24 protein-coding genes are annotated in these 26067 nt (G+C 35.1%); 9 read left to right on the forward strand and 15 right to left on the reverse strand.

All coding sequences use genetic code 11. The features are described 5' to 3' along the window. Positions 1 to 235 precede the first annotated feature (235 nt). A complete protein-coding gene (locus tag MHH98_RS15300) occupies positions 236 to 1609 on the reverse strand; it encodes an aspartate kinase (RefSeq protein WP_038190459.1) in 1374 nt (457 codons plus the stop codon). Between the two features lie 251 nt (positions 1610 to 1860). Beyond that, entirely contained in the window at positions 1861 to 2052 is a 192-nt protein-coding gene (locus MHH98_RS15305; RefSeq protein WP_053417172.1) for a zinc-finger domain-containing protein, read from the reverse strand. A gap of 191 nt (positions 2053 to 2243) precedes the next feature. Here MHH98_RS15305 and MHH98_RS15310 point away from each other — a divergent pair, with 191 nt between their 5' ends. Next, the gene (locus MHH98_RS15310) at positions 2244 to 2648 is read left to right on the forward strand and encodes a ribonuclease HI family protein (protein WP_038190466.1); all 405 of its coding nucleotides are present in this window, start codon (positions 2244 to 2246) and stop codon (positions 2646 to 2648) included. 16 nt (positions 2649 to 2664) lie between these two features. Here the strand turns inward: MHH98_RS15310 and MHH98_RS15315 are convergent, their stop codons facing one another. From MHH98_RS15315 to MHH98_RS15345, 7 genes are all read right to left on the reverse strand, one after another. Beyond that, positions 2665 to 3843, reverse strand: coding sequence for an MFS transporter (locus MHH98_RS15315; protein ID WP_038190469.1), 1179 nt, complete (start codon positions 3841 to 3843; stop codon positions 2665 to 2667). Continuing rightward, on the reverse strand, positions 3831 to 4250 hold the full coding sequence (locus MHH98_RS15320) for a MarR family winged helix-turn-helix transcriptional regulator (RefSeq protein WP_038190472.1): 420 nt from the start codon (positions 4248 to 4250) through the stop codon (positions 3831 to 3833). Before MHH98_RS15320 ends, MHH98_RS15315 begins: the two co-directional genes overlap by 13 nt. A 236-nt stretch (positions 4251 to 4486) precedes the next feature. Continuing rightward, positions 4487 to 4651 carry a hypothetical protein gene (locus tag MHH98_RS15325; protein ID WP_155981207.1) on the reverse strand — a complete coding sequence of 55 codons (165 nt, stop codon included), beginning with the start codon at positions 4649 to 4651 and terminating at the stop codon, positions 4487 to 4489. Positions 4652 to 4854: 203 nt separating this feature from the next. Then, positions 4855 to 5691: a type II pantothenate kinase gene (gene coaW / locus MHH98_RS15330; protein WP_038190476.1), complete on the reverse strand. Its 837-nt coding sequence runs from the start codon at positions 5689 to 5691 to the stop codon at positions 4855 to 4857. 102 nt (positions 5692 to 5793) lie between these two features. Further along, positions 5794 to 7362, reverse strand: a complete 1569-nt coding sequence (locus MHH98_RS15335) for an amidohydrolase (protein WP_340713186.1) — start codon at positions 7360 to 7362, stop codon at positions 5794 to 5796. A gap of 325 nt (positions 7363 to 7687) precedes the next feature. After that, positions 7688 to 8107 carry a MarR family winged helix-turn-helix transcriptional regulator gene (locus MHH98_RS15340; protein WP_235175776.1) on the reverse strand — a complete coding sequence of 140 codons (420 nt, stop codon included), beginning with the start codon at positions 8105 to 8107 and terminating at the stop codon, positions 7688 to 7690. A 24-nt stretch (positions 8108 to 8131) separates the two neighbouring features. Then, positions 8132 to 8866, reverse strand: coding sequence for an SDR family NAD(P)-dependent oxidoreductase (locus MHH98_RS15345; RefSeq protein WP_038190490.1), 735 nt, complete (start codon positions 8864 to 8866; stop codon positions 8132 to 8134). Between the two features lie 218 nt (positions 8867 to 9084). On the opposite strand from MHH98_RS15345, the gene MHH98_RS15350 reads away from it, so the two are divergent. Continuing rightward, positions 9085 to 9906 carry a squalene/phytoene synthase family protein gene (locus tag MHH98_RS15350; RefSeq protein ID WP_038190491.1) on the forward strand — a complete coding sequence of 274 codons (822 nt, stop codon included), beginning with the start codon at positions 9085 to 9087 and terminating at the stop codon, positions 9904 to 9906. 91 nt (positions 9907 to 9997) lie between these two features. Here the strand turns inward: MHH98_RS15350 and MHH98_RS15355 are convergent, their stop codons facing one another. From MHH98_RS15355 to MHH98_RS15365, 3 genes are all read right to left on the reverse strand, one after another. Then, positions 9998 to 11029, reverse strand: a complete 1032-nt coding sequence (locus tag MHH98_RS15355; protein WP_340713188.1) for a serine hydrolase domain-containing protein — start codon at positions 11027 to 11029, stop codon at positions 9998 to 10000. 158 nt (positions 11030 to 11187) lie between these two features. Further along, positions 11188 to 11355, reverse strand: a complete 168-nt coding sequence (locus MHH98_RS15360; RefSeq protein WP_155981208.1) for a hypothetical protein — start codon at positions 11353 to 11355, stop codon at positions 11188 to 11190. A 549-nt stretch (positions 11356 to 11904) separates the two neighbouring features. After that, positions 11905 to 12354, reverse strand: coding sequence for a YaiI/YqxD family protein (locus tag MHH98_RS15365; protein WP_038190498.1), 450 nt, complete (start codon positions 12352 to 12354; stop codon positions 11905 to 11907). A gap of 194 nt (positions 12355 to 12548) precedes the next feature. Between MHH98_RS15365 and gdhA the strand changes: the two genes are divergently transcribed. From gdhA to pepF, 3 genes are all read left to right on the forward strand, one after another. Further along, on the forward strand, positions 12549 to 13922 hold the full coding sequence (gene gdhA / locus MHH98_RS15370; protein WP_038190501.1) for an NADP-specific glutamate dehydrogenase: 1374 nt from the start codon (positions 12549 to 12551) through the stop codon (positions 13920 to 13922). Positions 13923 to 14087: 165 nt separating this feature from the next. Further along, positions 14088 to 14774, forward strand: coding sequence for a phosphoribosylaminoimidazolesuccinocarboxamide synthase (locus MHH98_RS15375; protein WP_340713190.1), 687 nt, complete (start codon positions 14088 to 14090; stop codon positions 14772 to 14774). 143 nt (positions 14775 to 14917) lie between these two features. Continuing rightward, on the forward strand, positions 14918 to 16741 hold the full coding sequence (gene pepF / locus MHH98_RS15380) for an oligoendopeptidase F (RefSeq protein WP_038190509.1): 1824 nt from the start codon (positions 14918 to 14920) through the stop codon (positions 16739 to 16741). A gap of 435 nt (positions 16742 to 17176) precedes the next feature. Here pepF and MHH98_RS15385 read toward each other — a convergent pair whose 3' ends face one another. The 3 genes from MHH98_RS15385 to MHH98_RS15395 all read right to left on the reverse strand — a co-directional run bounded on the left by MHH98_RS15385 (position 17177) and on the right by MHH98_RS15395 (position 22484). After that, the gene (locus tag MHH98_RS15385; protein WP_038190512.1) at positions 17177 to 17851 is read right to left on the reverse strand and encodes a TerC family protein; all 675 of its coding nucleotides are present in this window, start codon (positions 17849 to 17851) and stop codon (positions 17177 to 17179) included. 191 nt (positions 17852 to 18042) lie between these two features. Next, positions 18043 to 18864: a sulfurtransferase gene (locus MHH98_RS15390; protein WP_340713192.1), complete on the reverse strand. Its 822-nt coding sequence runs from the start codon at positions 18862 to 18864 to the stop codon at positions 18043 to 18045. Continuing rightward, positions 18864 to 22484, reverse strand: a complete 3621-nt coding sequence (locus MHH98_RS15395; protein WP_340713194.1) for a dynamin family protein — start codon at positions 22482 to 22484, stop codon at positions 18864 to 18866. Before MHH98_RS15395 ends, MHH98_RS15390 begins: the two co-directional genes overlap by 1 nt. Positions 22485 to 22840: 356 nt before the next feature. On the opposite strand from MHH98_RS15395, the gene MHH98_RS15400 reads away from it, so the two are divergent. The 4 genes from MHH98_RS15400 (at position 22841) to MHH98_RS15415 (ending at position 25874) form a co-directional block, all read left to right on the forward strand. Next, positions 22841 to 23299, forward strand: coding sequence for a chemotaxis protein CheX (locus MHH98_RS15400; RefSeq protein WP_038190515.1), 459 nt, complete (start codon positions 22841 to 22843; stop codon positions 23297 to 23299). A 228-nt stretch (positions 23300 to 23527) separates the two neighbouring features. Beyond that, positions 23528 to 23650, forward strand: a complete 123-nt coding sequence (locus tag MHH98_RS15405) for a hypothetical protein (RefSeq protein WP_268746475.1) — start codon at positions 23528 to 23530, stop codon at positions 23648 to 23650. Between the two features lie 23 nt (positions 23651 to 23673). Next, a complete protein-coding gene (locus MHH98_RS15410; RefSeq protein WP_038190516.1) occupies positions 23674 to 24156 on the forward strand; it encodes a cytochrome c oxidase subunit II in 483 nt (160 codons plus the stop codon). Between the two features lie 83 nt (positions 24157 to 24239). Further along, positions 24240 to 25874, forward strand: a complete 1635-nt coding sequence (locus tag MHH98_RS15415; protein ID WP_038191181.1) for a b(o/a)3-type cytochrome-c oxidase subunit 1 — start codon at positions 24240 to 24242, stop codon at positions 25872 to 25874. Positions 25875 to 26067: the final 193 nt, after the last annotated feature.

Consider the following 26067-nt stretch of genomic DNA (forward strand, 5'->3'; position numbering starts at 1 on the left):
GGTAAACTCAAAACTTTCATTATTATCTTAAAATATTTAATTTATCATAGTCTTTTAAAAAAATCATTCTATCGTACTGATATGATATCGGATTATCCTTTTCTTTAAATATTTTATTGAGAAGATGCTGTTTACCTAGGGCGTAAAGTTATTTGAATGTTTTTAAGTCATAATGTAAAAAAAAGAGCTCCTTTAAATCGTTTGATCGACTTAAAGGCGCTACTTCAATTAATTATCATTTTAAGTTTGTTGCTGATAATGCGAAAAATTCATTGTATAATGCTTGTAAAATTTTGTTTTCAAATTCTTTACGAACACCAAATACAAGGCTGACTTCTGATGACCCTTGATTGATCATTTCAATATTTGCTCCTGTTTTTGAAATGGCTGTTGCCGCACGCGCTGCTAGACCTGTATTGTTATTCATGCCTTCTCCAACGATTACAATCATTGAAAAATCATGGCGGAAATGCACGTCGTCTGCCTGCAATTCTGTTTCAACACGTTTTACGATACGATCTTCTTTTTCAGAAGTTAACTGGTGACTTCGAATAATAACAGAAATATCATCTAAACCTGATGGTGTATGCTCATATGATATATTCTCATCTTCTAATATTTGAAGTAATTTACGACCAAAACCAATTTCCCGGTTCATCAAATATTTACTAACGTATAAAATCGAGAATCCACTATCAGCTGAAATACCAGTTACTGGGCTATGATTTGATTCACGAACAGACACTATTCTCGTTCCCGGTGCTGATGGATTATTTGTATTTTTGATACAAACTGGAATACCAATTTTATACACCGGCATTAGTGCTTCATCATGGAAAACCGAGAAACCCGCATATGATAATTCACGCATTTCACGATATGTAATCTCTTGTATTTCAACTGGACAATTTACGACTTTAGGATTTGCACAGAATACGGAATCGACATCAGTAAAGTTTTCATATAACTCAGCTTTTACCGCTGCGGCTAAAATTGACCCTGTAATATCAGAACCTCCACGTTCAAATGTACGTAGTACGCCCTCTTCTGTATAACCAAAGAATCCAGGGAACACGACGATTTCTTGAGAATCTTTTAAGACACTCAAATTATCGTATGCTTTTGGCAACGCCTGTGCTCGAGCAGGCAGATCATTTACGATTAAGCCAGCTTCAAGGGGACTCATGTATTTTGCTTTTAGTCCAATACTATCGAAGTAAGCTGCAATCATTTTCGCATTATTGTCTTCTCCACTCGCCTTTAAGCTATCCATCAACTGTTCATCCGCAACCGAACCTGCTTCTGCAATACGTTTTCGTAAGTCTGACTCAATGACTTCACAAATGACATGATCTAAACCCAGTCCATTTGCATTGCTTTCATAGCGCTTTATAACATTTTTTAGTTTTTCTTCTACCGCATCTTGTTGCAATGCAGCATTCGCCAACTCAATTAATAAATCTGTTACTTTTATGTCATCATTAAACCGTTTACCCGGTGCTGAAACGACAATCAGACGTCTTGTAGGATCTGATTGTACGATTGCCGCTACCTTTTTGATTTGTTCTGCACTTGCAACAGATGTTCCACCAAATTTACATACTTTCATTTAATCATATCCTTACATTGTTTATTTACTCATTTGTATTCTCAATAAAAACATTTGTATATTCACAGTGTACAAACACTAACTGAAGTAGTCAATAAATTTTTACAACTCTATACAAAGAATTGTTGCAATTGAACAATTATTATCATTATTCAGTTATTGTTATCAACATGTTACTAGCATCCGTCTGTTATTTCAACAATAAAAAACACCAAGAGACTAATCTCAAGGTGTTTTAACATTGAAGTAGGTTATTTTGTATAAACTTTTAAAAGTTCTTCGCCTAAAAAGTGTAATTGCTCCCCAATCGTACATGACTCGATACAAAATCGGTGGGCACCAGACTTCCCTCGGTCTTTACGAAGTTGATTTTTAACGAAGCAACCTTCACAATAATTTTCCATCATTTCGTCAATTTCTTTTATGACGGTTACTTTGTCCATCAAATCGATTCACCTCTAAATTTCAATAATTTTTATTTTACTACTTGGAGCATTTAGTTACAATTATTAGCTTTCTACAATTGCTTTTTAGTTTACGCTATCCAAACTAGTCCTATTCCTTTTCTGCACCTTTTCATATTTCTCTACATCAAATATACTTAAGTAATAAATATGATGTAGCAGGTGACTAAATGATTGAATTATATATTGATGCAGCAACTGCTGGAAACCCTGGTCCTAGCGCAATAGGAATATTCATTAAAGGTGAAGGTCAATTAATTAAAATTGGTGAATCTATAGGGGAAAATGATAATCACACTACAGAATTCATCGCACTTGTTCGCGGATTAACAGAAGCGTTAAAATTATCTACGGGTATGATCTCTGTTCGTTCTGATTCTAAAATAGTTGTCGCATCTATTGAAAAGGAATATGTAAAAAATGAAGCATATAAACCATATTTAGAAGAAGCGCTTGAGCTTTCAAAAAAATTCGATTTATTTTTCATTAAATGGATTCCTAGTTCTGAAAATCGTGCAGCAGATACACTTGCAAGAGAAGCATTGCGTTCATATCAAAAAAAGCAAACTCGTTAATGGAGTTTGCTTTTTGCTATTTCACTTCAGTTAATTGCTTTTTCAATTGCGTCAACATAAATGCTATTGCTCCAATCGCAACAACAAATGCTGCAGCAAGATAAACTTCTACATAACCATAATGTGTGGCGATAATACCAAGAAGCCATGACCCTAAGGCAATCCCTACATCAAATAGTGTAAAGAATGTAGCAGTAGCATAGCCAGTACGTCTAGGATCGGTGGATTGAATCGTCATTGATTGGAAACTTGGTACAAGTGCTCCGTAACCAAGTCCAATTAATACTCCCGCGAGCATGAATAACACTGGCCCATTGACATAAGCTAGCGTAATTAATCCTAGTATAAAAAGGATAAAACCTGGAATAATAACAAATTTAGGTCCTTTTTGATCATACAGGCGTCCTGTAAGTGGACGGGTTAACAGCATGGCTGCTGCGTAAACTGCATAAAATAAACTAGCAACTTCCATCAAACCCTTTTGTTTTGCGTAAACAGATAAGAAAGATAATACACTAGCATAAGCAATTGCAACAAAACATGCTAAAGCAGCTGTAGGTAATGCCTTCTTCTCGAATAAATCTGAAAAGGCTATCGAAAATTTTTGTTGTTTAGTGCCCTGTGGAATATCATCTAATTTAATCGATAGCGCTGCAATACCTCCTATTAAAATAACTGCACTCATAATAATGAACAAAATTTCGAAATTTAAATACTGAATGACCAAAAGACCAACAAAAGGTCCAAGTACTACCGCTAAGTTTAGTGACATTGTAAAATATCCAAGTCCCGCACCCTTACGAGATGGTGGAACGATATCTGCAGCTATAGAATTATTTGCTGTCGTTAATATGCTAAAGAAAATCCCTTGTATAAAGCGCAGTAATAATAAAAGTGCAAACGGCTTAAAGAATAAGTATAGTACGGTACATACAAAGTAACCGATTAAACTAATATAAAGCAGTTTACGCTTTCCAAAATGCTCTAAAACTTTCCCCGTAAATGGGCGTGTAATAATTGCAGATAGTAGGAAGATAGATAATAATAAACCGGCATCACTATCAGAACGGTTTAAATCTTCAGTTGCATAAAGTGGTAACACGGAAACTAATCCGTAAAAAACAAAAAACACGGCCATATTCGTACAGAAAAGACTAATAAACCGTTTCGTCCAAATTTTTTCTAACTTTTCCAATGATTCGCTCTTCCTTTCAACTTACATATCAGCTCTAGCAGCTGCTGTTGTTCCTCATCATTAAACGTTTCTATCAAACCCTCCTCAAATTGCAATACTGAAGCTAAAACATCAGGGAATTTTTTCTTACCTTCTTCGGAAAAGGATACTATTTTTTCTCGACGATCTTCCCCTTCTGTTCGCACAATCCAATCAAGCTGCTCTAGTCTTGCAACAGTTCGTGTCACAGTAGGTGCCTCAACCTTTAAGTACTTCCAGATGTCTGTTAATGACATCGGTCCATTTTTATTAATCGTATAGAGAATCGTCCACTGACTGCTATAAAGGTCATGCTCTTTTAAACAACTGTTTAATTTATTTGTAATATCTCGAGTAGTTTGAAAGATTTCATGAAATAAAGGATTCATTTGTATACCTCCACATTTTATTTACCTAAGTAAATAATAATTTAATTTTATTCCTACTAAAATCGTTTGTAAAGAGGGATTTATATTCATAATTAAAAAAGAGGCTACTCTTATGTTGATTTCCCAACGCAGAATTGCCCCTCATATTATTAAAATTATTAATTTAATCCAATACCCATTCTATAATGTGATGAAGTAAAGAGAAAGTTAAATGATTCCCCGATTCCATCCATTTCTTATACTTTTTCTTTTCTTGAAAACAACAGGAGACTTAAAACAATAAGTAAAACAAACCCAGCAATAGTAGAAGGAATAAACCCAATCCTATCATCTAAATATAAACAGGTGAATAGAGGTAAACTTATCAATAAGAACATTTTTATAAAATACTTTTTAGACATTTAATACCTCCTTTACTAGCCTATCTTTATAATACCTTTAATTTCCACTTTACCCAAATAATTAATAAAAATTACTTTATATCAAACATATTAATCACTACTTCAACAAAAAACCGTAAGAGCAATTTCACTCTTACGGTTTACTATAGATAACTTAATTTTCAAATTTAAGTTTTTGTCTAACAAATTAACTCTAAGTTTTTTCAGCTCTTTTGATTGACTGTTATATTTAAAAAGGCGCCTATTGCACCACTAAAACCATGGTCTTCTAAGAAGATAGGCGTTTTCTTTTTTAAAATTGTGTAGTTGGCGATAACTTTTTTTAATGCTTCGTTTTCGTTTAGAGTTGTACCAATATATATAATATGTTCGACTTGATTTTGTTCTGCTAGCTGGATACTTAATGTTGTGATGACTTCCCCTACTAGGCCTTGCACTGTTGCTAAAATATTTTCAATAGGGTGATTCTTCGTTTCATCAATTCCCATTTTACCAAAGTTACTTGCCGTTAAAGTACCTGCAATCGGAGTATCCATCCCTTGATAAATATCTTGTACTAGAAGATCAATTTCTTGTCTTTCACCATACTGTGCCTTTTTAATAATTTCATGATAGTCGTATATTCCTGTCGTTAATGCTGCCAGTCCGACTAGTGTTCCTCCACCAATACCAGTACCACCAACACGATTATGTGTTTCACCATCCATAAAATGAATGGATGTACCTGTACCAACATTTGTAATGATGCTGCGGTCAAATTGATGACCATGCTGAATTAGTTGATATCGAACCCCTTTTAATGTAGCTTCAAATTCAACTATGTAATGGATGGATTTTACTTCTTTTAGTAAATGTTTAACTTGCTCTGCTCTTCCGCCTGTTAAGCCAATCTCTTCTATTTCAGGGTGATTGCTAATCCAGTCCGTTACAGCTTGTAAGTGATTCGAAGGGAAATGCTCTAACACTAGCTCGCCAAATTCATTTTCATAAGCTAATTTTGTTAGTGTACCCCCTGCGTCTATTCCAATTGCCTTAGTCATACCATTCTCCTTTGTGATCGCCCAATCTAAACTTTACTGCTATGTGCAGTTTTGTGCAATGATTTCCTACGATGTTATCATTTTTTCTAAAATTCTAATCACTTATTTTGAAAAAACTATATTCCCTGCAACAACTGTCTTAAGTGCAATAGCGTTTGGAATTTCATCTAATTCGCAAACAAATAAGTCTTTGTCGAAAATAGAAAAGTCCGCATCATATCCCGGTTGAATGGTACCCCTTACCTGTTCCTTGCTAATTACCTTGGCGCTACCAGTTGTATAGAGGGAAATTGCCTCAAAACGTGTAAGTTTTTCTGTTGGGATATATCCTTCATGGCTTTCCTCATGCTTTTTGCGAGCGATTGCAGCATGAATACCAAGCAAAGGATTCGCATCTTCAATCGGTGCATCGGAACCTCCTGCACATATCAATCCTATATCTAAAAAACGTTTAAATGGATAGGTCAATTCAGCTCGCTTTGGACCGATTTTATCAACAACCCATGGGAAATCAGAAAGGATAAATTGTGGTTGAATATCTAAAATAACGGGCAATTTACTCATTCGTTCAATCAGTAAGTCATTAACAACACTGCAATGAATAAGCCTATCTTTTTTTCCATTCGTTATAGGATTAGCTTCGATTGCTGTCAATACTTGTTCAAGAGCGGCATCACCAATTATATGGACTGCCACAGCTTCACCATAAGAACGTGCCAATTTTACAAGTTGATCAAGTTGTTTAGAGGTATGGATGAATAACCCTTTATTTTGTGGCTGATTTTCATATGGTTCAAGTAATGCAGCTGTTGCACCACCAAGTGCACCATCAGAGAAAATCTTCATCGCACCGGGTTCTACAAATGGCTCAGTAAAAGTTGCGTTTGAGGTCATCATTTGTTCGAACGCAAGATGATGCCTTAATAAATGTGCTCTAAAATTTTTCCTTTTACCTATAATTTCATTAAAAGCATTCAGCGGATTGGAAAAATGCCCATAATAACTCATATCTTCAGTATGTCCACCAGTTAAACCAAGTGACAGCAAATGATTTACGGCTAACTCTAATGTATTTGTTAAAGAATATTCTTGCTCTACAGGTATTTGATCTAATACTTTGTAAAGCGCTTGATCATATAATAGTCCCGTTAATAATCCATTTTCATCTCGACCAATTTCACCACCTTCTGGATTTGGCGTTTCTTGAGTAATATTACCAGCAGCCATTGCTGAAGTATTCGCAAGAACGACATGTCTGCATATACGTTTTAGGACGATCGGTTCTTGACGAATAGCATCCAATTCTTGAACAGTTGGAATGCGAATATCATTAAATTGATTTTCATCCCAACCTTCAGCGATTAACCATTCTTCACTAGAACAATTAGCAGCTGATTGTTTAATAACATCTAGCAACTCATCAGAAGATTTCACATTTGTTAAATCCAGTCGCAACAGTTTTTCTCCATAGCCAATCATATGTAAATGACTATCAACAAACCCTGGATACATCACGGCTCCTTGCAAATCAATATCCTCTTCTGCTTGGGTTTTTAGCTCTTCGTACGTTCCTACTTTTTTAACCTTACCACTCTCAACAAGTACCGCTTCGACTGTATCCCCATCATGTTGCATCGTGTAAATTGTACCACCAAACCATAATTGTCCCATTTCCCCTGTCCTTCCTCTAAATAAGTTTTTCGAAATATTCTTATTATATCATTTTGAACAAAAAGGACGCATTGATAAGGTAGGTAATCTAGACGTCAATTCTCATTATTATTTAATAAAACTTAATTGACTGATTGTATTTTCTTTTACTAAACTCCACCTTCTATTAAATGTATAAAAATAAACACGACTCTTTCCCCAAGTAATCTCTACAAAGTTTATAAAAGATATAATAAAGGGAAATTTCGTAATTTATGCTTAGGTTTTTATTACACAAAAAAAGAAGGACGAACAAAGTTCGCCCTTCTTACCACAATAACATTAATTATTGACTTGTTAATTTTGTATATATTGAGAAAAGTTTTTGGATTTCATCTTCTGAAAGAATTTTGAAATATTCTTGTCGCATTTCAGCACCTAACAAACTAGCTTCCTCTAAGATTTCTAACCCTAGTGGTGTAATTTGAATATAAGAAATTCTTCTATCATATGAATCCTGACATCGAACACAATATTGATTGTGAATTAGTTTTTCTGCTAAATGTGTTAAAGAAGGCGGTGCAAACTCAAGGTATTTTGCAATATCCGAAGGTTTACTTTTACCATGTTCTTTTAAATAGCTCAATACTAATATATGTGATATCCCTATATTAACTTTAAATAACTTTTTCCAAGCTAAAATCATGTTCTCATTTGCTTTATCAAGTACATGGACAAGGTCAAATAGGGTAGGATTATTTTTCAATGGCATCCAACTCCATATACAAAATTATTGTGCTGAGAATCCACCATCGATTACAAGTTCAGAACCAGTAATAAATGAAGCTTCATCAGATGCTAAAAAGATTGCAGCGTTTGCAATATCAGCTGGTTGTCCAAGACGAGAAAGTGGAGTCGCTTTAACCATAGATTCTACGTATGCAGCAGAATCTTTTAATACAGCAGTCATTGGTGTTTCGATAATTCCTGGGAATACTGCGTTTACACGTACGCCAAATTTACCGAATGCAGTTGCAGCAGCTTTAGAAATAGCACGAACAGAACCTTTAGAAGCAGAGTATGCATTTAAGCCCATGCCAATTTGAGCTGTGAATGAAGAAATGTTAACGATTGAACCCTTTCCATTTTCTTTCATTACTGCAGAAACGTGTTTCATACCTAAGAAAGGTCCGAATGCGTTAATATTGTGCATTAATGACCAGTCATCAACTGTAATAGCATCCATTGGTTTTTCTGATGAAATTCCAGCGTTATTAACAAGGATATCAATTTTACCAAATTTTTCAACGATATTTTCAACTAGCTCTTTCCAGTTTGCATCATCCATAACATTTAATTTCATTCCGAAAATGTTTTTTCCGTTGTCGATTGCAGCGATTGCAGCATCGTTAATATCAGCTGCAATAACAATTGCGCCTTCTTGAGCAAATAATTCTACCATTTTTGCTCCAATACCTGATGCTCCACCTGTTATGATTGTTACTTTATTATCTAATCTACCCATTATAAAAACTCCTTTTATAGAAAATATTTAGATGTCTAAGGATTTATGTGAAACTAAATTTATTAGACAACTAAATATTATCACGTTTAAATATTTAACACAAAACATTTATTTTATTTCTATAAGATTTATTTGTTTATACGGATTTAGTTGTATCTTTTTCACTATTTGATATACGATAGTATGGAAGATTTTTTGATTGAACGGAGGAAGACAAAATGTCAGAACAAAAAGCACTCTATAAAGAAGCGATGAGCGTTTTAAAAGCAACAAGTCGCACTTTTTTTATTCCTATTACATTTTTGCAAAAAGAATTGAAAACAACTGTTGCAACAGCATATTTATGCATGCGAGCTATTGATGAAATTGAAGACCATGAGGATTTAGATATCGCCGTTAAAAGCGATCTTTTACGCCAAGTAAGTACTATGTTATTAAAACCATTTGATAATGAAGCTTACTTATTATTACTTAAACCATATGAAAATATACTGCCTGAAGTAACAATCCGACTTGGTGATTGGCTGGCACTATGTCCTGAAGATATTCGCGAGACAATCGCTGCTTCTACAAGTGAAATGGCTGAAGGTATGGCTAAGTGGGCAGACAAAAATTGGGTTGTTAAAACAAGAGAAGATTTAGACGACTACACATACTACGTAGCAGGTCTTGTTGGGACGATGCTATCTGATATTTGGCGCTGGGGTGCTGGCATCGAAACAGACCGTGAATTAGCAATCGGTTACGGACGTGGTTTACAAGCGGTGAACATTTTACGTAACCAAGAAGAGGACGATGAACGTGGTGTAAGCTTCATGCCAGATGGTTGGACACGCGATGATCTATTCAAATACGCTGAGGAAAACTTGGCTAAAGGTGATTTGTATAATAAAAGCATTAAAAAACGTAGCATCTTAATGTTCTGTAAAATTCCTTTGGCACTTGCACATAAAACATTACAAGCTATGCTTAACGGTCATGAGAAAATGACACGTCAAGAGGTTGAACAAACTGTTGAGGAAGTAACGAAGGCAGATTAACCTATAATATTATACTAAAAGAAATACACAATACAAAAAAATTGGCCGAGTAGAAAAATTAATCTACTTCGGCTTTTCTATTACAAAATATTTAAGAATTAGATAAAGCAAGTACTTCCTCAATCCCTGAAATCATATCATACGCGCCTTTAGAAGTATTTACACAGACGACAATTTTGAGATCTCGCTTAGGGTAAAATGCAGCATGGAAATTAACTCCTGGATCATAACCCATTAACAAATACTTAGATACTTCTTCATCGTTTTTTTCAATCCAAATTCCGTAACCATATGATAGCCCTTCAACTTCATGAGCATGAGGCGTTAACATTTGTTTGGTTATGCTTTCACTCAAAAGTTTATAGTTTGTTAACGATTCCCATAGCTTCATCATATCTGTTGCAGTAACATAAGCTCCGCCATCAGACCCTCCCTTTACAGGTAGAGAGTATATATTCGTTTTCCATGTACCATCAGAAAAATCAATATATCCAATCGCTGTTTTTGCAGGCAAAGCATCCATTTCAAAATATCCAGAGTCAAGCATTCCTGCTCGTTGGAAAATATTCGTTTCAACATATTCGCTAAAGCTCATACCAGTTATTTGTTCGATAATTAAACCAAGCAAAATATATCCCGAATTATTATATTGAAATTTTGCACCTGCAGGATATTTCATTTCCTCATTTTTAAACAATGGTAAGAAATCTTGTAAGTTTCTTATATGGTACATAGGTGTCTTAATCCATAGTTCTTCAAAATCATTCATTACTTCTTCATCAAAATAATCCGGAATACCAGAAGTATGCGTAAGCAAATGGTGAACTGTAATATTTTCATCAAAATGCGGAAATTCAAATGGTAAACAATTTTGTAATTTCGAATCAAAGGAGAGCTCTCCTTTTTCGATAAGCTGACAAATGGCGATAGCTGTGAAAACTTTACAACCAGAGGCGATGCCGTATTTTGTATTTACTTCATTTTCAATTTTTTCACTTCGATTTGAGTAGCCGAAACTTATACTAGCTAGTGAATCAGTTCCCTGCTTCGTAAAAATGGTACCTGAAAATTGAATCTTTTGTTGAACAGACTCTATCTTCCTTAACAGATTTTCTAGTTTCATATGTGATTCCCCCTGCGCAGCAGAATTAGTCTATTAAAATCTTCTCACTTCAAACTACCATAAATAGAAATATTTTGGTATTATTTTCTATTTAATTATCTATTTTAATTTACTTTTTTAAATAATCTCTTCTTAACTCTTCAGGCACCATGTTAACACTAGTGGCCTAAATAATATGCATTGTATTTGCCATTCGTGATAGCTAAGCTATAATCCGATTCATAATCTACAACTTCTACGCCTTTTTCTCTTCGTAACTTCTTTTTCCAGTCTTTTGTATCTGCAGACATATGTACAGTTACTTGAAAGCCAAGTTTTGCACTCATTATTCCAAATTCAACCCTAAATTGTTCGTTGATCCAAAGGAAATAGAATATTTTGAAAACAGAGTATGTACCTCTTTAGAAGCAAGGAATTCATATGAATCTACTATCGTCAGTAAATCGTCTTCTAATGCTATTTTTCTACATGTTTTAGAACTTCCTAAATGCCACGACGCGCTTTAATCGAGCCTGAGACAGGCAATGTATTATCGCATTTTAATAAGTGTTTCCCTCTCATCAGTTACTTGGTAATAACTATTTAAAAGGCTCTTTATTTCAGCTATTTTTACAATCTTCGATTCAATAATTCCCTTTGAACTAGTTGTTTCAGGAAAAGCATTTTCTATAAAACGAGCAAAACGCAGCAGTCTCTCTACTGCGTTATCAATAGCTTCTCGCCCTATTTCATTATTAGTATTACTCAACTCAGAATATGGGCTGAATTTTTCGTTTAACCAAAGTATTTCTTTAGGAGTTTTACCCTCTTTAATTGTGGAAAAACATTAACCAAATTATTAAAATCAATTGAAATCAAAGTTATTTCATCCAAGTTCACGATTTCGTCAAAATTTCTTTGCATAAACGGCGGAAAGCTTCGGCAAATTCAAAATTAGCCTCTTTTGAACGTTTTTTTGGCCCCTTCGTTCTACCACCAGCTTGCCTTATTTTCTGACCTAGATGTCTTGTAAAAAGTAATTGTTCTATATTATCCGATGTGTAATTTCTTCCGTTTTGATCAATAGCATAACCAGATTTAGCCAATACCATAGCTGCCAAACCATAATCTTGAGTAACTACTATGTCACCCTTTTGTAAGCGGTTAACTAGTACAAAATCAACAGCATCGCTCCCTTTTGAAACCATAACCGTATCCGCACCTTCGCGCTCAATTTGATGGGCAGTATCACAAAAAATGGTTACTTTCAATTGGAATTCCTGAGCTATTTTTATTATTAAATCAACAACAGGACAGCCATCTGCATCTATCAAAATTTCAGTCATATTTATAACCTCATTTACATTTTATTTACTTATCATTTACACTTGTATGATATTTCAAAATCATTACTTTTGACACCGTTATCGTGCATATATATTCATTTTAATTGTATATTCATAAATATTACAATATTGAATTATTGGAAAAAGAGCGCTACTATGTTCTAATAGGTCAAATATTACTGGGGGTATTCACAATGGTCACAATTACAACAGAATCAAAGCAAATTGCAACACAGTATATCGATGATGTGTTTAACAATTTGAAAAAACACCACTCACATGAGCCTGAGTTTTTACAAGCTGTTAAAGAAATCATTTATTCATTAACTCCTGTTTTTGCTAAACGTCCTGAATTAATGGATGCAAGTTTATTAGAACGCATCATCGAACCAGAACGTGTAGTAAAATTCCGTGTTTCATGGGTAGACGATAGTGGTAAGGTACAAGTTAACCGTGGTTATCGTGTACAATACAGCAGTGCAATTGGACCTTACAAAGGCGGACTTCGTTTCCATCCATCGGTAAACGAAAGTATTATTAAATTCCTAGGTTTTGAACAAATTTTCAAAAACTCGTTAACTGGCCAACCTATCGGGGGTGCAAAAGGTGGTTCAGACTTCGACCCTAAAGGGAAATCAGATGCTGAAATCATGCGCTTCTGTCAAGCTTTTATGACAGAATTACACAAATATATTGGACCAGATGTTGATGTACCTGCTGGTGATATCGGCGTAGGAGCCCGTGAAATCGGCTTCCTTTTTGGTCAGTACAACCGCATTCGTGGTGCTTATGAAGCAGGTGTTATTACGGGTAAATTGCCACGCTTTGGTGGTAGTTTAGCACGTAAAGAAGCAACTGGCTATGGTACAGTTTATTTCGTTCAAGAAATGCTAAAAGAAATTGATACTACATTCCAAGATGCAACAGTTGTAGTTTCTGGTTCTGGTAATGTTTCAGTATACGCTATTGAGAAAGCACAACAACTAGGTGCAAAAGTTGTAGCATGTAGCGACTCAAACGGCTATATCTTTGATCCAAATGGTATTAACTTAGATACTGTTAAACAAATTAAAGAAGTTGAACAAGGCCGCATTAAGGAATATGTGGAACGTCATCCTGAGGCTACTTTTAGTGAAGGTTGTTCTGGTATTTGGACTATTCCATGTGACATTGCTCTACCGTGCGCTACTCAAAATGAAATTGATGAAGAATCCGCTAAAACACTCGTTACAAACGGAGTAAAAGCAATCGGTGAAGGTGCGAACATGCCTTCAACTCTGAAAGCAATTCAAATTTATCTAGAAAACAAAGTTCTTTTTGCACCTGCTAAAGCAGCAAATGCAGGCGGTGTTGCGGTTTCAGCTCTTGAAATGGCTCAAAATAGCATGCGTATATTCTGGACTTTTGAAGAAGTCGACGAAAAATTACATGATATTATGAAGTCAATTTATAGTAACAGCGTAGATGCTGCAAAAGAATATGGTTATGAAGGTAATTTACTAATTGGTGCGAATATCGCAGGTTTCTTAAAAGTAGCAGATGCAATGATTGCTCAAGGTGTTATTTAATTTTAACACTTCCTATAGTTAATCTTCAAAGCAGTAAATCCGAATGGGTTTACTGCTTTTTAGATAAATATTCGTCTTTTTTACATAGATTCCCCTTTATTATGAAAAAAACTATCATTTATACTCTAAATAACTTACAATAACTATGAAACGGAGGCTGAATGTATGGAACTTAAATATCAAGGGAAAACTAAAGATGTGTATCAATTAGAGGATGGTCCTCTATTATTAAAATTCAAAGATGATGTAACTGGTGAAAACGGTGTGTTTGATCCGGGTGCGAATACTGTTGGCTTAACAATTGATGGTGCAGGTCGTGCAGGTTTAAGTCTCACTACATTCTTTTATAAAAAGTTAAATGCAATTGAAGTCCCTACTCATTTCATTTCTTCTGATATAGAAAATGCGACAATGACTGTAAAGCCAGCAACTGTCTTTGGTAAAGGACTTGAAGTTATTTGCCGATTCCGTGCTGTTGGTAGCTTTTTACGACGCTACGGCGCTTATGTAGAAGAAGGACAAAAACTAGAGTCTTTCGTTGAAGTTACGATTAAAGATGATGATCGTTTAGATCCACCTATCTCGGCTGATGCATTAGCTGAACTTCAAATTCTTTCTCTTGAAGAATATGAAACTTTAAAACAACGTACTGTAGAAATTTCAAACTTCGTTAAAGCGGAACTAGCAAAAAAAGGTTTGGAACTTTATGATATAAAATTAGAATTTGGTCGCGATGCTAAAACTGGCGAAATTTTATTAATCGATGAAATTTCTGGTGGAAATATGCGCGCTTACAAAGGTTCAGACTATATTGAACCACTTCAACTTGAAAAAATTATGCTTTCAAAATAAGCAGTCCTCAAAGCTAGCCGATATATTGGCTAGCTTTTTTTTACAGGGAATAAACTATTTATAGTGAATTATTTTACTTTACTAAATATTTTCAATATAATGAAGATAATTCGAGATTCGTAATTTTAAAGGAGAGATTAATAATGAAAAAGAGTTTTGCACCACGTAATTTAATACCTGTTGAACAAACTTGGGACTTATCACCTCTTATTGATTCTATTGAGACATACAATGCTGGAATTGCTCAAATTGAAAAAGACGCACTTTTATTTAATCAAAAATACACTGGTAATATTATTGATTCTTCATCTGTCGTACAAGTATTGACAGACTATGAGAAACTAAATGAACAATTCGTTCCTTTTGGTGCTTATGCTAGCCTTTCATTAGAAGTAGATCAAACGAATGATGATGCACAGATGCGTGCAAGTAAGTTTGGATCAATAGCTTCAAAAATCGGTAGTCAATTATCATTCGTACATAGTGATCTTTCAGCGCTATCTACTGAAATTTTAGAAGAAGCTGCTACAATTGCTCCACAATTTGAAAATTATCTCAAACAGATAATCAAGAAAAAAGCATATCAGTTACACCCTGAAGTCGAAAAAACATTAGCAGCACTTAGCTCTTCTTTAGATGCCCCATATGAGCTATATAACACGACAAAACTTGTTGATATGAAATTCGACAACTTTACAGCGAATGGAGAATCTTTCCCATTAAACTACAGCTTATTTGAAGGAGACTGGGAATTAGAATCTGACGTTAATATTCGTCGTGCAGCTTTTGAAGCTTTTTCAAAAAAACTTCGCGAGTATCAACATACAACTGCCAAAACGTATAATACGCATGTCACGACTGAAAAAACCCTTTCGGATTTGCGAGGATATGAATCTGTAACAGATTACTTACTATTTGATCAAGAGGTCGACCGTACATTATATAACCGACAAATTGATTTAATTACTACAGAATTAGCACCTCATATGCGCCGTTATGCAAAGCTGTTACAAAAAGTTCATGGTTTAGAAAAAATGACGTTTGCTGATTTGAAAATTCCATTAGATCCAGAATTTGAGCCTATGATTACAGTGGAAGAATCAAAGAATTATATTGAAAATGCTCTTCAAATTATGGGTGATGAGTATATGGAAATGGTTGAGAAGTCATACAGTGAACGCTGGATTGACTTTGCCCAAAATGAAGGGAAATCAACAGGAGCATTTTGCTCAAGTCCTTATGGTTTCCATCCTTATATTTTAATCTCTTGGACTAGTCGTATGAACGAAGTATTTGTTTTAGCTCATGAACTTGGCCATGCAGGACACTTTGTCAATGCACATAAGAAGCAATCATTATTCAACAGTCGTCCGTCAACTTATTTTATCGAGGCTCCTTCTACGATGAATGAGATGTTGATGGCAAATTACTTATTGAAAACAGCAGAAGATACTCGATTTAAACGTTGGGTCACTGCATCAATTATCTCACGTACTTATTACCATAATTTTGTTACACATTTATTAGAAGCTGCATATCAACGTAAAGTGTATGACAAAGTTGACGCAGGTGAAAGTGTAAATGCAAATGTATTAAATCGATTAAAACGTGAAGTATTGGAAGATTTCTGGGGTGATGCAGTCGAAATCACTGAAGGAGCAGAACTAACTTGGATGCGCCAACCTCACTATTATATGGGCTTATATCCATATACTTATAGTGCAGGATTAACTATCTCTACACAGGTATCTCAACGTATTTTAAATGAAGGTCAACCTGCTGTTGAAGACTGGTTAAAAGTATTACAAGCTGGTGGAACGAAGACGCCTGTAGAGCTTGCTCAAATGGCCGGAGTGGATATTACGACTGATGAACCACTTTTAAATACCATTGCTTATATCGGTGGTTTAATCGACCAATTAGAAGTACTAACGGAGGAACTAAACGCAACAGTTATAGATAAATAATCTCTTCACCATTCAACTTCTGATTGGCAGTAAAAACTGTCTTTCGGAAGTTTTTTTATCCTAATATTCTAATTTATTTGCAGGATTATTACATAATATGTCGAATATAAAATTGAAGATGGTTACTCATAAATAGATATTTACATAGCTTGTTCTTTAGCTTTTTTAAGGAGGAGTTCCTAAATGCCGTTTCAAAAAAACTATGAAACTGTAGATAATCTAGTCAACACAAACTTTTGGTCGTTGCAAAGGGCACTTTCAAAACTTGACACTGTCTATTTCGGAGGATAAATGAGCATTCTTGTGAACTTGAGAGGATATAGGGGAAGAGAAATTGAAATTTCCAGAGGATATTTCTGCAAATAAAAACGCGACTTAATAATAAAAATTATAAAGTCACGTCTATTGCCTATGTAATTATTTTATTATACAGGCTTATCTAGAAATATATTTTGTTTGTCGATTTTTTACCCAAACACCCAATACCACCAATAGAATCATACTAACAGCAGGAATGACATAAGCCATTTGTGGGAATGTTTGTTCAACAAATCGCTCTCCGTACTTGTCTGCTACAATCATATGCCCCGCTGTATAAGCAATCATTAAAGCACCTATCCAAATAAGAATCGGGAATTTTTCCATTAATTTAATGATTAACTGACTACCAAATACAATGAGTGGAATACTTACAGCAAGTCCAAGTATAACTAGGCCCATATGTCCATCTGCAACTCCAGCTACTGCTAGTACATTATCTAAACTCATAACGAAGTCAGCTATGATAATCGTACGGATAGCTGCAAATAGTGAACTACTGCTTTTCAAATCAGGGTCTTCACCGTCAGATTTTAATAAATCAAATGCAATATAGAATAATAATAAACCACCAACTAATTTAACTAATGGAATTTGTAATAACCAGACTGCAACGAATGTAAGTAACACGCGTAAAATAATGGCTCCTGCAGTACCGATGAATATGGCTTTTTTCCGTTGTCTTTTTGGTAAGTTACGACATGCTAGCGCTATGACTACAGCATTATCTCCACTTAATACAATGTCTAGTAAAATAATGGATAAGATCTTTGTTATAAAGGCTGCATCCATTTAATCTCCTTCTTTCTAGTTAGATATCCTTTACTATTCTACTCTTATATAAATAAATGGAAAGTAAAAACTCTGGACAGACTCTATTTTATGTGAAAATGGCGATAATTATGTTATGAATGCGCAAAAAAGCGAGCAAAATCATAACTTTGCTCGCTTTTTTAGTTCTATTTTGCTTTCAATTGAATCAATTATTTCTTTGAAGATCCTTTTTCAGGTGCATACGCTGTAATCCAATCACTATAACTACCTGTGTACAGTTGTACATTTGAATATCCTTCTTCTTTTAAAATAGCGAATAATGGTGATGCTGTTACACCACTACCGCAATAAACTACTATTTGCTCATCTTGTCGAACAACATCACGCAATTTTTGATTTGTTGTTAAAACTCCATCTGACTTTAATTGCTCCCAATCAAAATTTCGTGCTCCTGGAATATGACCTGCCACCTTATCTAGCGGCTCTATTTCCCCTAAATATCTCGCTTCAGCACGCGCATCTAGTAGCACTTTTTTTACTTTCCCATCAACTATCTCTTTGACACCTGTACGATTTACATAAAGATCGTCTTGCCATCTTGGTTTAAGAGCAGTTTTTGTCACTGATTGTTCTCCTGATTGAACAGCAATACCCGCTTCCTTTATGGCACTGTAGCCCTCTTTTACTATTTTGGCATTTTTAAAACCACCATATTGAAGCACCCACCATGCACGTGTTGCAAAGGGTGAAGCACCTTGATCGTAGACAGCAATTGTTTTGTCCGTATCATAATGTAAACCACTTCTTTCAAACAACGCCTGTAATTGATCTTTGTCGGGCATTGGATGACGTCCCTCATCTTTTGTCATATCTGAAAGGTCTTTTTCTAAATCCCAGTATACTGCTCCTTTAAAATGTTCCTGATTATAAAGGTTTCGTCCTTCTTCTGCATTTTGCAGATTATAACGCGCATCAATCCAGATAGTATTATTCACGTCTAAATCTTTGATTGAAATAAATACGTTCACCATTACTTCACAACTCCTTCAAATAAAGATGAGTAGATTTTTTTCCATTCAACCAGCTTGCTTTCTTCTTGTAAAAGCTCACGTTCTGTTGCAATTTGCTCTGTTGCTTGGGCACTTAGATGATGACGTAAACTTTCTGCTTCAGTATTAATAAGTGATTCAGACCAATTGTTTAAACGTTTTGCTTCCGTGTTCAAATACTGTTGTGCGTCTGGTTTTGTCAATTGTTCTAATGCTTCTCTTAATTTTAAGCGATCGCCTTTTTCAAAAAATGCTTTATTATTTTTAAAATGAGATTTAACAGATTCATACGGTGCAGTTTGTTCAAATGGCCCTACAAATTCTAGTATTGCTGGCTCTTCTGTTTCAAATGGCGTGAATGAGAAACTATCATTTACATCTTTTAATTTTCTTACATCTTCAATATAACGCTCAGTCATCTTTTTATGGATAAACTTCGCAATACGGAAGTTTGTAACACGCATTTCTTGTTCTAAATCAAAACTTAAGCTTTGTAATAATTCTTTTAATGCTAATTGTAATGCCGTTGTTGATGATTTACCTGCAAATGTTGCTGGATTATACGCTTCATTATAAAAATCTGCAAAACGATAGTAAACTCGCTGTAAAACATAGTACATTAGCTCTGATAATTCCTGCTCAACATCTTTTTTAATAACGGCTGCACCTGATTTTTCAAAACGAGTATGAATAAATTGCTCAAGTTTCGTCAGTTCCACTAGGCGTTCATCTTTACGTAGCATATTGTCCTCAGTTTGCTTAATAAGTGAAGCGAGACGGTTTTGGGTTTTATCCGTTTCTTCTACTAAAGCTTGAACTGCTAAAGAGCTCAACTCTTCAGATAGGAAATGGTGGAATGCATCTTCAAACGGCTGCATTCCTGATTCGAAATTACTTTTTTCTACTTTTTCTTTTAATGCGAGTAAACTAGAGACACCAAATAATCGAGGTTTTCGAATACCGAAGCGTTGCAATTCTTGCTGTACATAGGTTTTAACTTCTCCCTCTTCTTCCTTATTTGATGCAAGATCAATAGCATTTACGATGAAGAACATCTTATCAAGCTCAAAGGCATCTTTTACACGACCTAATTGAATCAAGAATTCACGATCTGCTCGAGCGAATGCATGATTATAATAAGTAATAAATAGAATCGCATCAGCATTTCTAATGTAATCAAATGCAACACCTGTATGACGGGCGTTAATAGAGTCTGCTCCCGGGGTATCTACTAATGTGACACCCATTCTTGTTAATTCACAATCAAAATAGAAATCAATGGAATCGACAAAACAACTACGTTTTTCTTCGGCGACAAATTTTTCGAAATCCTCTCGATTTGTGCGTAAAGTCGTTCCTAACTGCTCTTTAAATTCTTCATATCCTTGTGCGAAGGCACGGATGAAAGACTTATGGACATGTAATCTCTCATCTACTAATTCCATTTGCAATCCTTCAGCAGCTTTATTGAATGCTTCTTCTAAAGTTGTCACATGCATACCAATCGCCTCATAAGACGAGATGATGTCATCTTGTAATTGGTCAGTTGTTTTTAATCGAACATCAGCCGTTTCATGAGGATGTTCTGGTGAGACAGGTCGAATTTTGTTAATTGCTGCTGTCGTTGGATTTGGTGAAACAGGTAAAACTTGTTGACCCATTAGCGCATTAGAAAATGATGATTTACCAGCACTAAATGCTCCAAACAACGCAATTGTGAAATCCTTTTTCTGAAGACGTTCTACTTTATTTTTGAGATAAGTTGATACCTCTTTAAATCCTTGTACATTCGCCACAGCATTAGCTGTATGTAATGCTTGCTTGACTGCGATAGCAGTTTGTATAGTCTCCACATCTTCAGCATTTTCGGTAGGTTTTTCTTCTATTAGAATATCTTCCTCTTGTTGTAACATCGTAGGGTCGAATAATCGTATTTGCTCAAAGGCTTCTGCATGCTCTTTTGTCCACATTGCAACATAATTATCTGCATCCTTATTTAATACTGTTGTAGCTGCTGCTGCTTTTTTCGCATAAAACTGCTCCTGTTCTTCAACATGCTCGATTTCTTTAATAACTGATACTTTTTCAGAAAGTACTTCTTGTTTTTTCTTCAACGGTTCAACAGAGCCAAAAGATAATTGCTCTACAAAAGATGCCTTGTCGTCTTTCCATTCATCAGTTGTTCTAATAAACCAACGCTTTGTTGCTTCTGATACACGGTTAGCAAAATTCAACAACCCATCACCAGTCGCCAAAGCATCTTTTTTCACTTGATCTTGAATTGTCTCAAAAGGTACCTTGAATTCAATTGTATCAATTTCAAGAGATACATCATCAGTTAGTGCACCAACATCCTTCAATGAATTTTTCATCAATGACAGCATATGACCTGATATTTGTGATGTAATAATCGACTGATAAAGTTTGTAAAGCTCTTCTTTACGTAATTCTTTTTCAGCAGCAGTTTTCTTTGCGGAGAAGAACATCCCTACCTTAAAGTCTTCTTGCATACTTTCTAAGTAAAGTTTTAGCTTATCACGTAGCTCATAAGGCATAATACCAGCATTATTTAGTAACTCTTCACGTTGTTGTTCAAAGGATTTTTTCCATTTTTCAACAGAGTAAAGCTCTAATTGACGCTGGATATTGGAGTATTGATCTTTTAACTCTTGGCGATTTTCCCAATCTGAAAATGGTAGAATTTCTTCATTTGTATCGAAAATTTCTTGTTTTGTCGCTTTTAAATATTCTTCATGCTCTTTATTCAATTGTTGTAAAGTTTTTTTAGCTGTCTCAACTAACTGATCTTGCCACCCATCCATGCTACTCATGACAATTTCCTTGACTGTTTGGAAATCATTATGTGGATGCTCTAGTTCACGTAGAGAAGTAAAGAAGATACCTTTTGGAACAACTCCCCAATTTGCAAATGAAGTATGAACAGACTGCTCAAATTCAGTAAAATCAAGTTCATTATCTTTATGTTTATCAATTTGATTGACGATTAGATAAACATTTGGATTAAATTTCATTAATTGTTTTGTAAATTGAAAATTCAACTCAGATTGAACATGATTATAATCCATGACGTAAAATACAATATCCGCTAAATGAAGTGCTGATTCAGTTGACATGCGATGAGCATCATCCGTCGAGTCTACTCCTGGAGTATCCATTACTGTTACGCCATCAGGTAGCACTGATTTTGAATGACCGATTTCAATTTGCGATACGAGCGCTCCGTTTTTAGCGAAGGCCTTGACTGTTTTAATATCATAATCACCAGTGAATTTCACTGGATCTTGTCCTGTTAAATAGGCAATTGCGTAATCGCTTTCAGATTTATGTACTTTAACAACGTTTGCACTCGTAGGTATTGGACTAGAGGGTAATAGCTGATCACCAGTTAATGCGTTAATCATGCTCGATTTCCCTGCAGAGAAATGGCCAGCAAAGCCAATCATATATTCCTTATTTAATAGTTTATTGGCAAAAAGAGTCGTTTTTTGCAAACGCTCCTCATCTGCGTTATCTTTGTAAATCAAATATTGCATTGCTGTTTGCTTTAATAATTGTTGAAGTTGCTGATCAAATACTGTCATGAAAGGCTTTAACTCCTTTTATATGTAATAAACTCATTCTAACATGTAGAAGGAAAACGACAAACAAAAAAATCCTCCCAATTTCAGGAGGATTTTGTCGTTATTTTAAATGTGCGGTTGTTTGAGTGAACACATATTTACTAACTGCACCGTAGATTAATACTGTAGCTCCAATAAATGCAAAAATCACTTTGACCGCTCCCTTTTATTTGATCGTTAAGTATATGTAATGAATATGAAAATCATTCTCATCTACCTTAATGATAATGAAAATCATCCTCTTCGTCAAGTATTAATTCAATTTTTTAAACTCGCATGTTATTATAGAAATAAAGTCACGTATCGGGAGTGTTTAAATGAGTACTTCTATTCAAATACAAGCCGTCTTGAACGGTACTATAAACGCACTAAAGTCAGTTATTCCATATGATATTCAAGTATCACCTCCAACTATTACATCAGACCCTTATGAACAAAATGAAATCGGTGTGCTAATTGGCATGGTTGGCGATTTGAAAGGGCGGATCATTATTGATTCAACACCTGATACGTTTAGTGCAATCGGTGCAGGTATGTATGGCATGACATTAGAAGGAGCCATGTTAGAATCCTTTACAGGTGAATTCGGTAATATGATTGCTGGAAACCTATGTACCTTTGCTGCAGAAAAAGAATTGGATTTAGATATTACACCCCCAACTGTAATGGTCGGGCATACAAAATTATACGGTTTCCAACATGCTTTTAAACTACCTGTAACAATTGATAACACTGGTAAACTAATCATCTTATTAACTATAGATACAAATGAATAGTATTTGAGTGTCTTGTTCAATGTATTGAGCTAGACGCTTTTTTTTTGCCCCAATATATTAGCATACCCATTTTCCCTTCAAAATTTCTACAAAATTTTATGTCTTTTCACACTTCATTCACATTTCATGTGCTTTAGTGTGATATTTATCACATCCCACTAAAGCTTATTTTTATATGATGAACACACGGAATTAAAGATTTACTCAATTAATAAGGGAGGGTTCAATATGGCTAACAAAAATCATTCCGACGGCGACTTAAAAGGAACTTTTTACTTAGTTATGGCATTAGGGGTCTTTATAGTTGTAGTTTGGGGTCTTTGTTTTGGACTATTTCTTGATCGCTTTTAAACTGAAAGAAGGAAGGGTAAATTATGCATCTTCATAAATACGAAAAGTATTGGCTTGCATTCGGTGTTGGCTCACTTATAGTATTCTTATTAATTACTGGTATCATGGCCTTTCATAACGGTAGCCACCCACCAAGTGCTAAAAATACGATTAACTACGAAAAAGTGGATGAAATCACTCCATTCAATAAACCTGGTGTCCATAAAGTGGAAGGAAAAGACTGGGATTATGAAGCCGTTGTAGTTGCTTCGGCATTTTACTATGATCCTCCCACTTTAGAAGTACCTGTAGGTGCTAAAGTTAAATTCATCGCAACTTCAAAAGATGTTGTTCATGGTTTCGAGGTTGCTGGTACAAATATTAATATGATGTTAGAACCTGGATACATTTCAGAATATGTAACAACAGTTGATAAAGTTGGCGAATATTTAATCGTTTGTAATGAGTATTGTGGTGTAGGTCATGCTCAAATGCATTCTATGCTTAAGGTGGTGGAACCAAAATGAGTCAAGCATTAGCTAATAAATCTAAAGTAGATGGAAATAAACAAAACATTGTTGGGAAGGTTTCCAATAAAGTTAATGATTTAATGCAAGTAGATCGTAAAGATTCTAAAGTAGCGATGGCTCATATTTATGTAGCTATGATTGCCCTTTTATTAGGTGGAACTGCGGGTCTTTTACAAGTACTTGTTCGTTCTGGCGAATTTAAATTGCCATGGGGCATTGGTTATTACCAAGTTCTAACTGTCCACGGTGTTTTATTGGGCTTAATATTAACGACATTCTTCATTTATGGATTCCAAATTGCTGCAGTTAGTCGTACTTCAGGTGCATTATCAGCAAAACAACGTCTACTTTGCTGGATTGGCTTCTGGACTATGACTGCTGGTACTGCAATGGCATCCGCTATGGTGTTATTAAATGAGGCATCCGTTCTTTATACGTTCTATGCTCCGTTGCAAGCTCACTGGATTTTCTATTTAGGCTTAACATTAGTAGTTGTTGGTTCTTGGATTGGTGGTTTGGGCCAAGCACTACGATGGATGCAATGGAGAAAAGAAAATAAAGGTCAAACTTCTCCTTTACTATCATTTATGGTCGTTTGTAATAATCTAATGTGGTTCGTGGCAACAATTGGTGTAGCTTCAGAAGTACTATTCCAACTACTTCCATGGTCATTAGGTTTAGTAGAACGTGTTGATATTCTCTTATCTCGCACTCTATTCTGGTCATTTGGTCACGCACTCGTTTACTTCTGGTTATTACCAGCCTATATGATTTGGTATGTAGTAGTTCCTAAAGTAATTGGTGGTAAAATCTTCTCTGATGCATTATCTCGATTGTCATTTATTATGTTCGTATTGTTCTCAGTTCCTGTAGGTCTTCATCACCAATTAACGGAACCTGGTGTTGACGGATCATGGAAATTCTTACAGGTTATTTTAACTATGATGGTTGTCATCCCTTCTCTATTAACTGCTTTTTCTCTATTCGCTACATTTGAAATTCGTGGTAGATCTTTAGGCGGTAAAGGCGTATTCGGTTGGTTAAAACAATTACCTTGGGGAGATGCGCGATTCTTTGTACCTTTCCTAGGTATGTTAGTATTCATCCCAGGTGGAGCAGGTGGTATCGTTAATGCTTCTTACCAGATGAACCAGTTAATCCACAATACAATTTGGGTAACAGGTCACTTCCATTTAACAGTTGCTACAGCCGTCGTATTAACCTTCTTTGGTGCTTGTTATTGGTTAGTACCTCACTTAACGGGTCGTACATTAACTAAAGAAATGAATAAGTTAGGTATTATTCAAGCAATCGTTTGGGTAATTGGTATGGGTATCATGTCAAGTGCAATGCACGTAGCTGGTTTACTTGGCGCACCACGACGTTCTGCATTCTCTGATTATGGCGGTGCTGAAATTGCTAGCACATGGGTTTCTTATCAAATTGCACAAGCTGTTGGTGGCACTCTTCTATTCATCGGTATTCTGTTATTCCTTTATATTTTTGTGAAGCTTTGCTGGTTCGCACCAAAAGGTCAAGAAGAATTCCCGATAGCAGAGGTTGCTCCTAACGCAGAAAAAACACCTGCAATTTTAGAAAACTTCAAACTTTGGATTGTGATTCTTGTTGCACTAGTATTAATCGCATACACCTTCCCAATCTTTGATATTATTACAAATGCTCCGTTGGGGTCTAAGGGATATAAGCTTTGGTAAATATATAAATCCCAAGACCCACTCTGAAGATAAAAAATACCCCCGTAAAGTGAACCCTTTTAGTCCACTTTACGGGGGTCTCTATTTTCTTATCAACAAATAAACAAATAGATCTTATATATTGTGCATCCATAAAATCAGCGTTATACAAATCTAGTTTTACTTAGTAAAGTAATAAATATCAATTTTTTCT

Origin of the sequence: Viridibacillus sp. FSL H8-0110, from assembly GCF_038003565.1 — a bacterium.
GTDB lineage: Bacteria > Bacillota > Bacilli > Bacillales_A > Planococcaceae > Viridibacillus > Viridibacillus arenosi.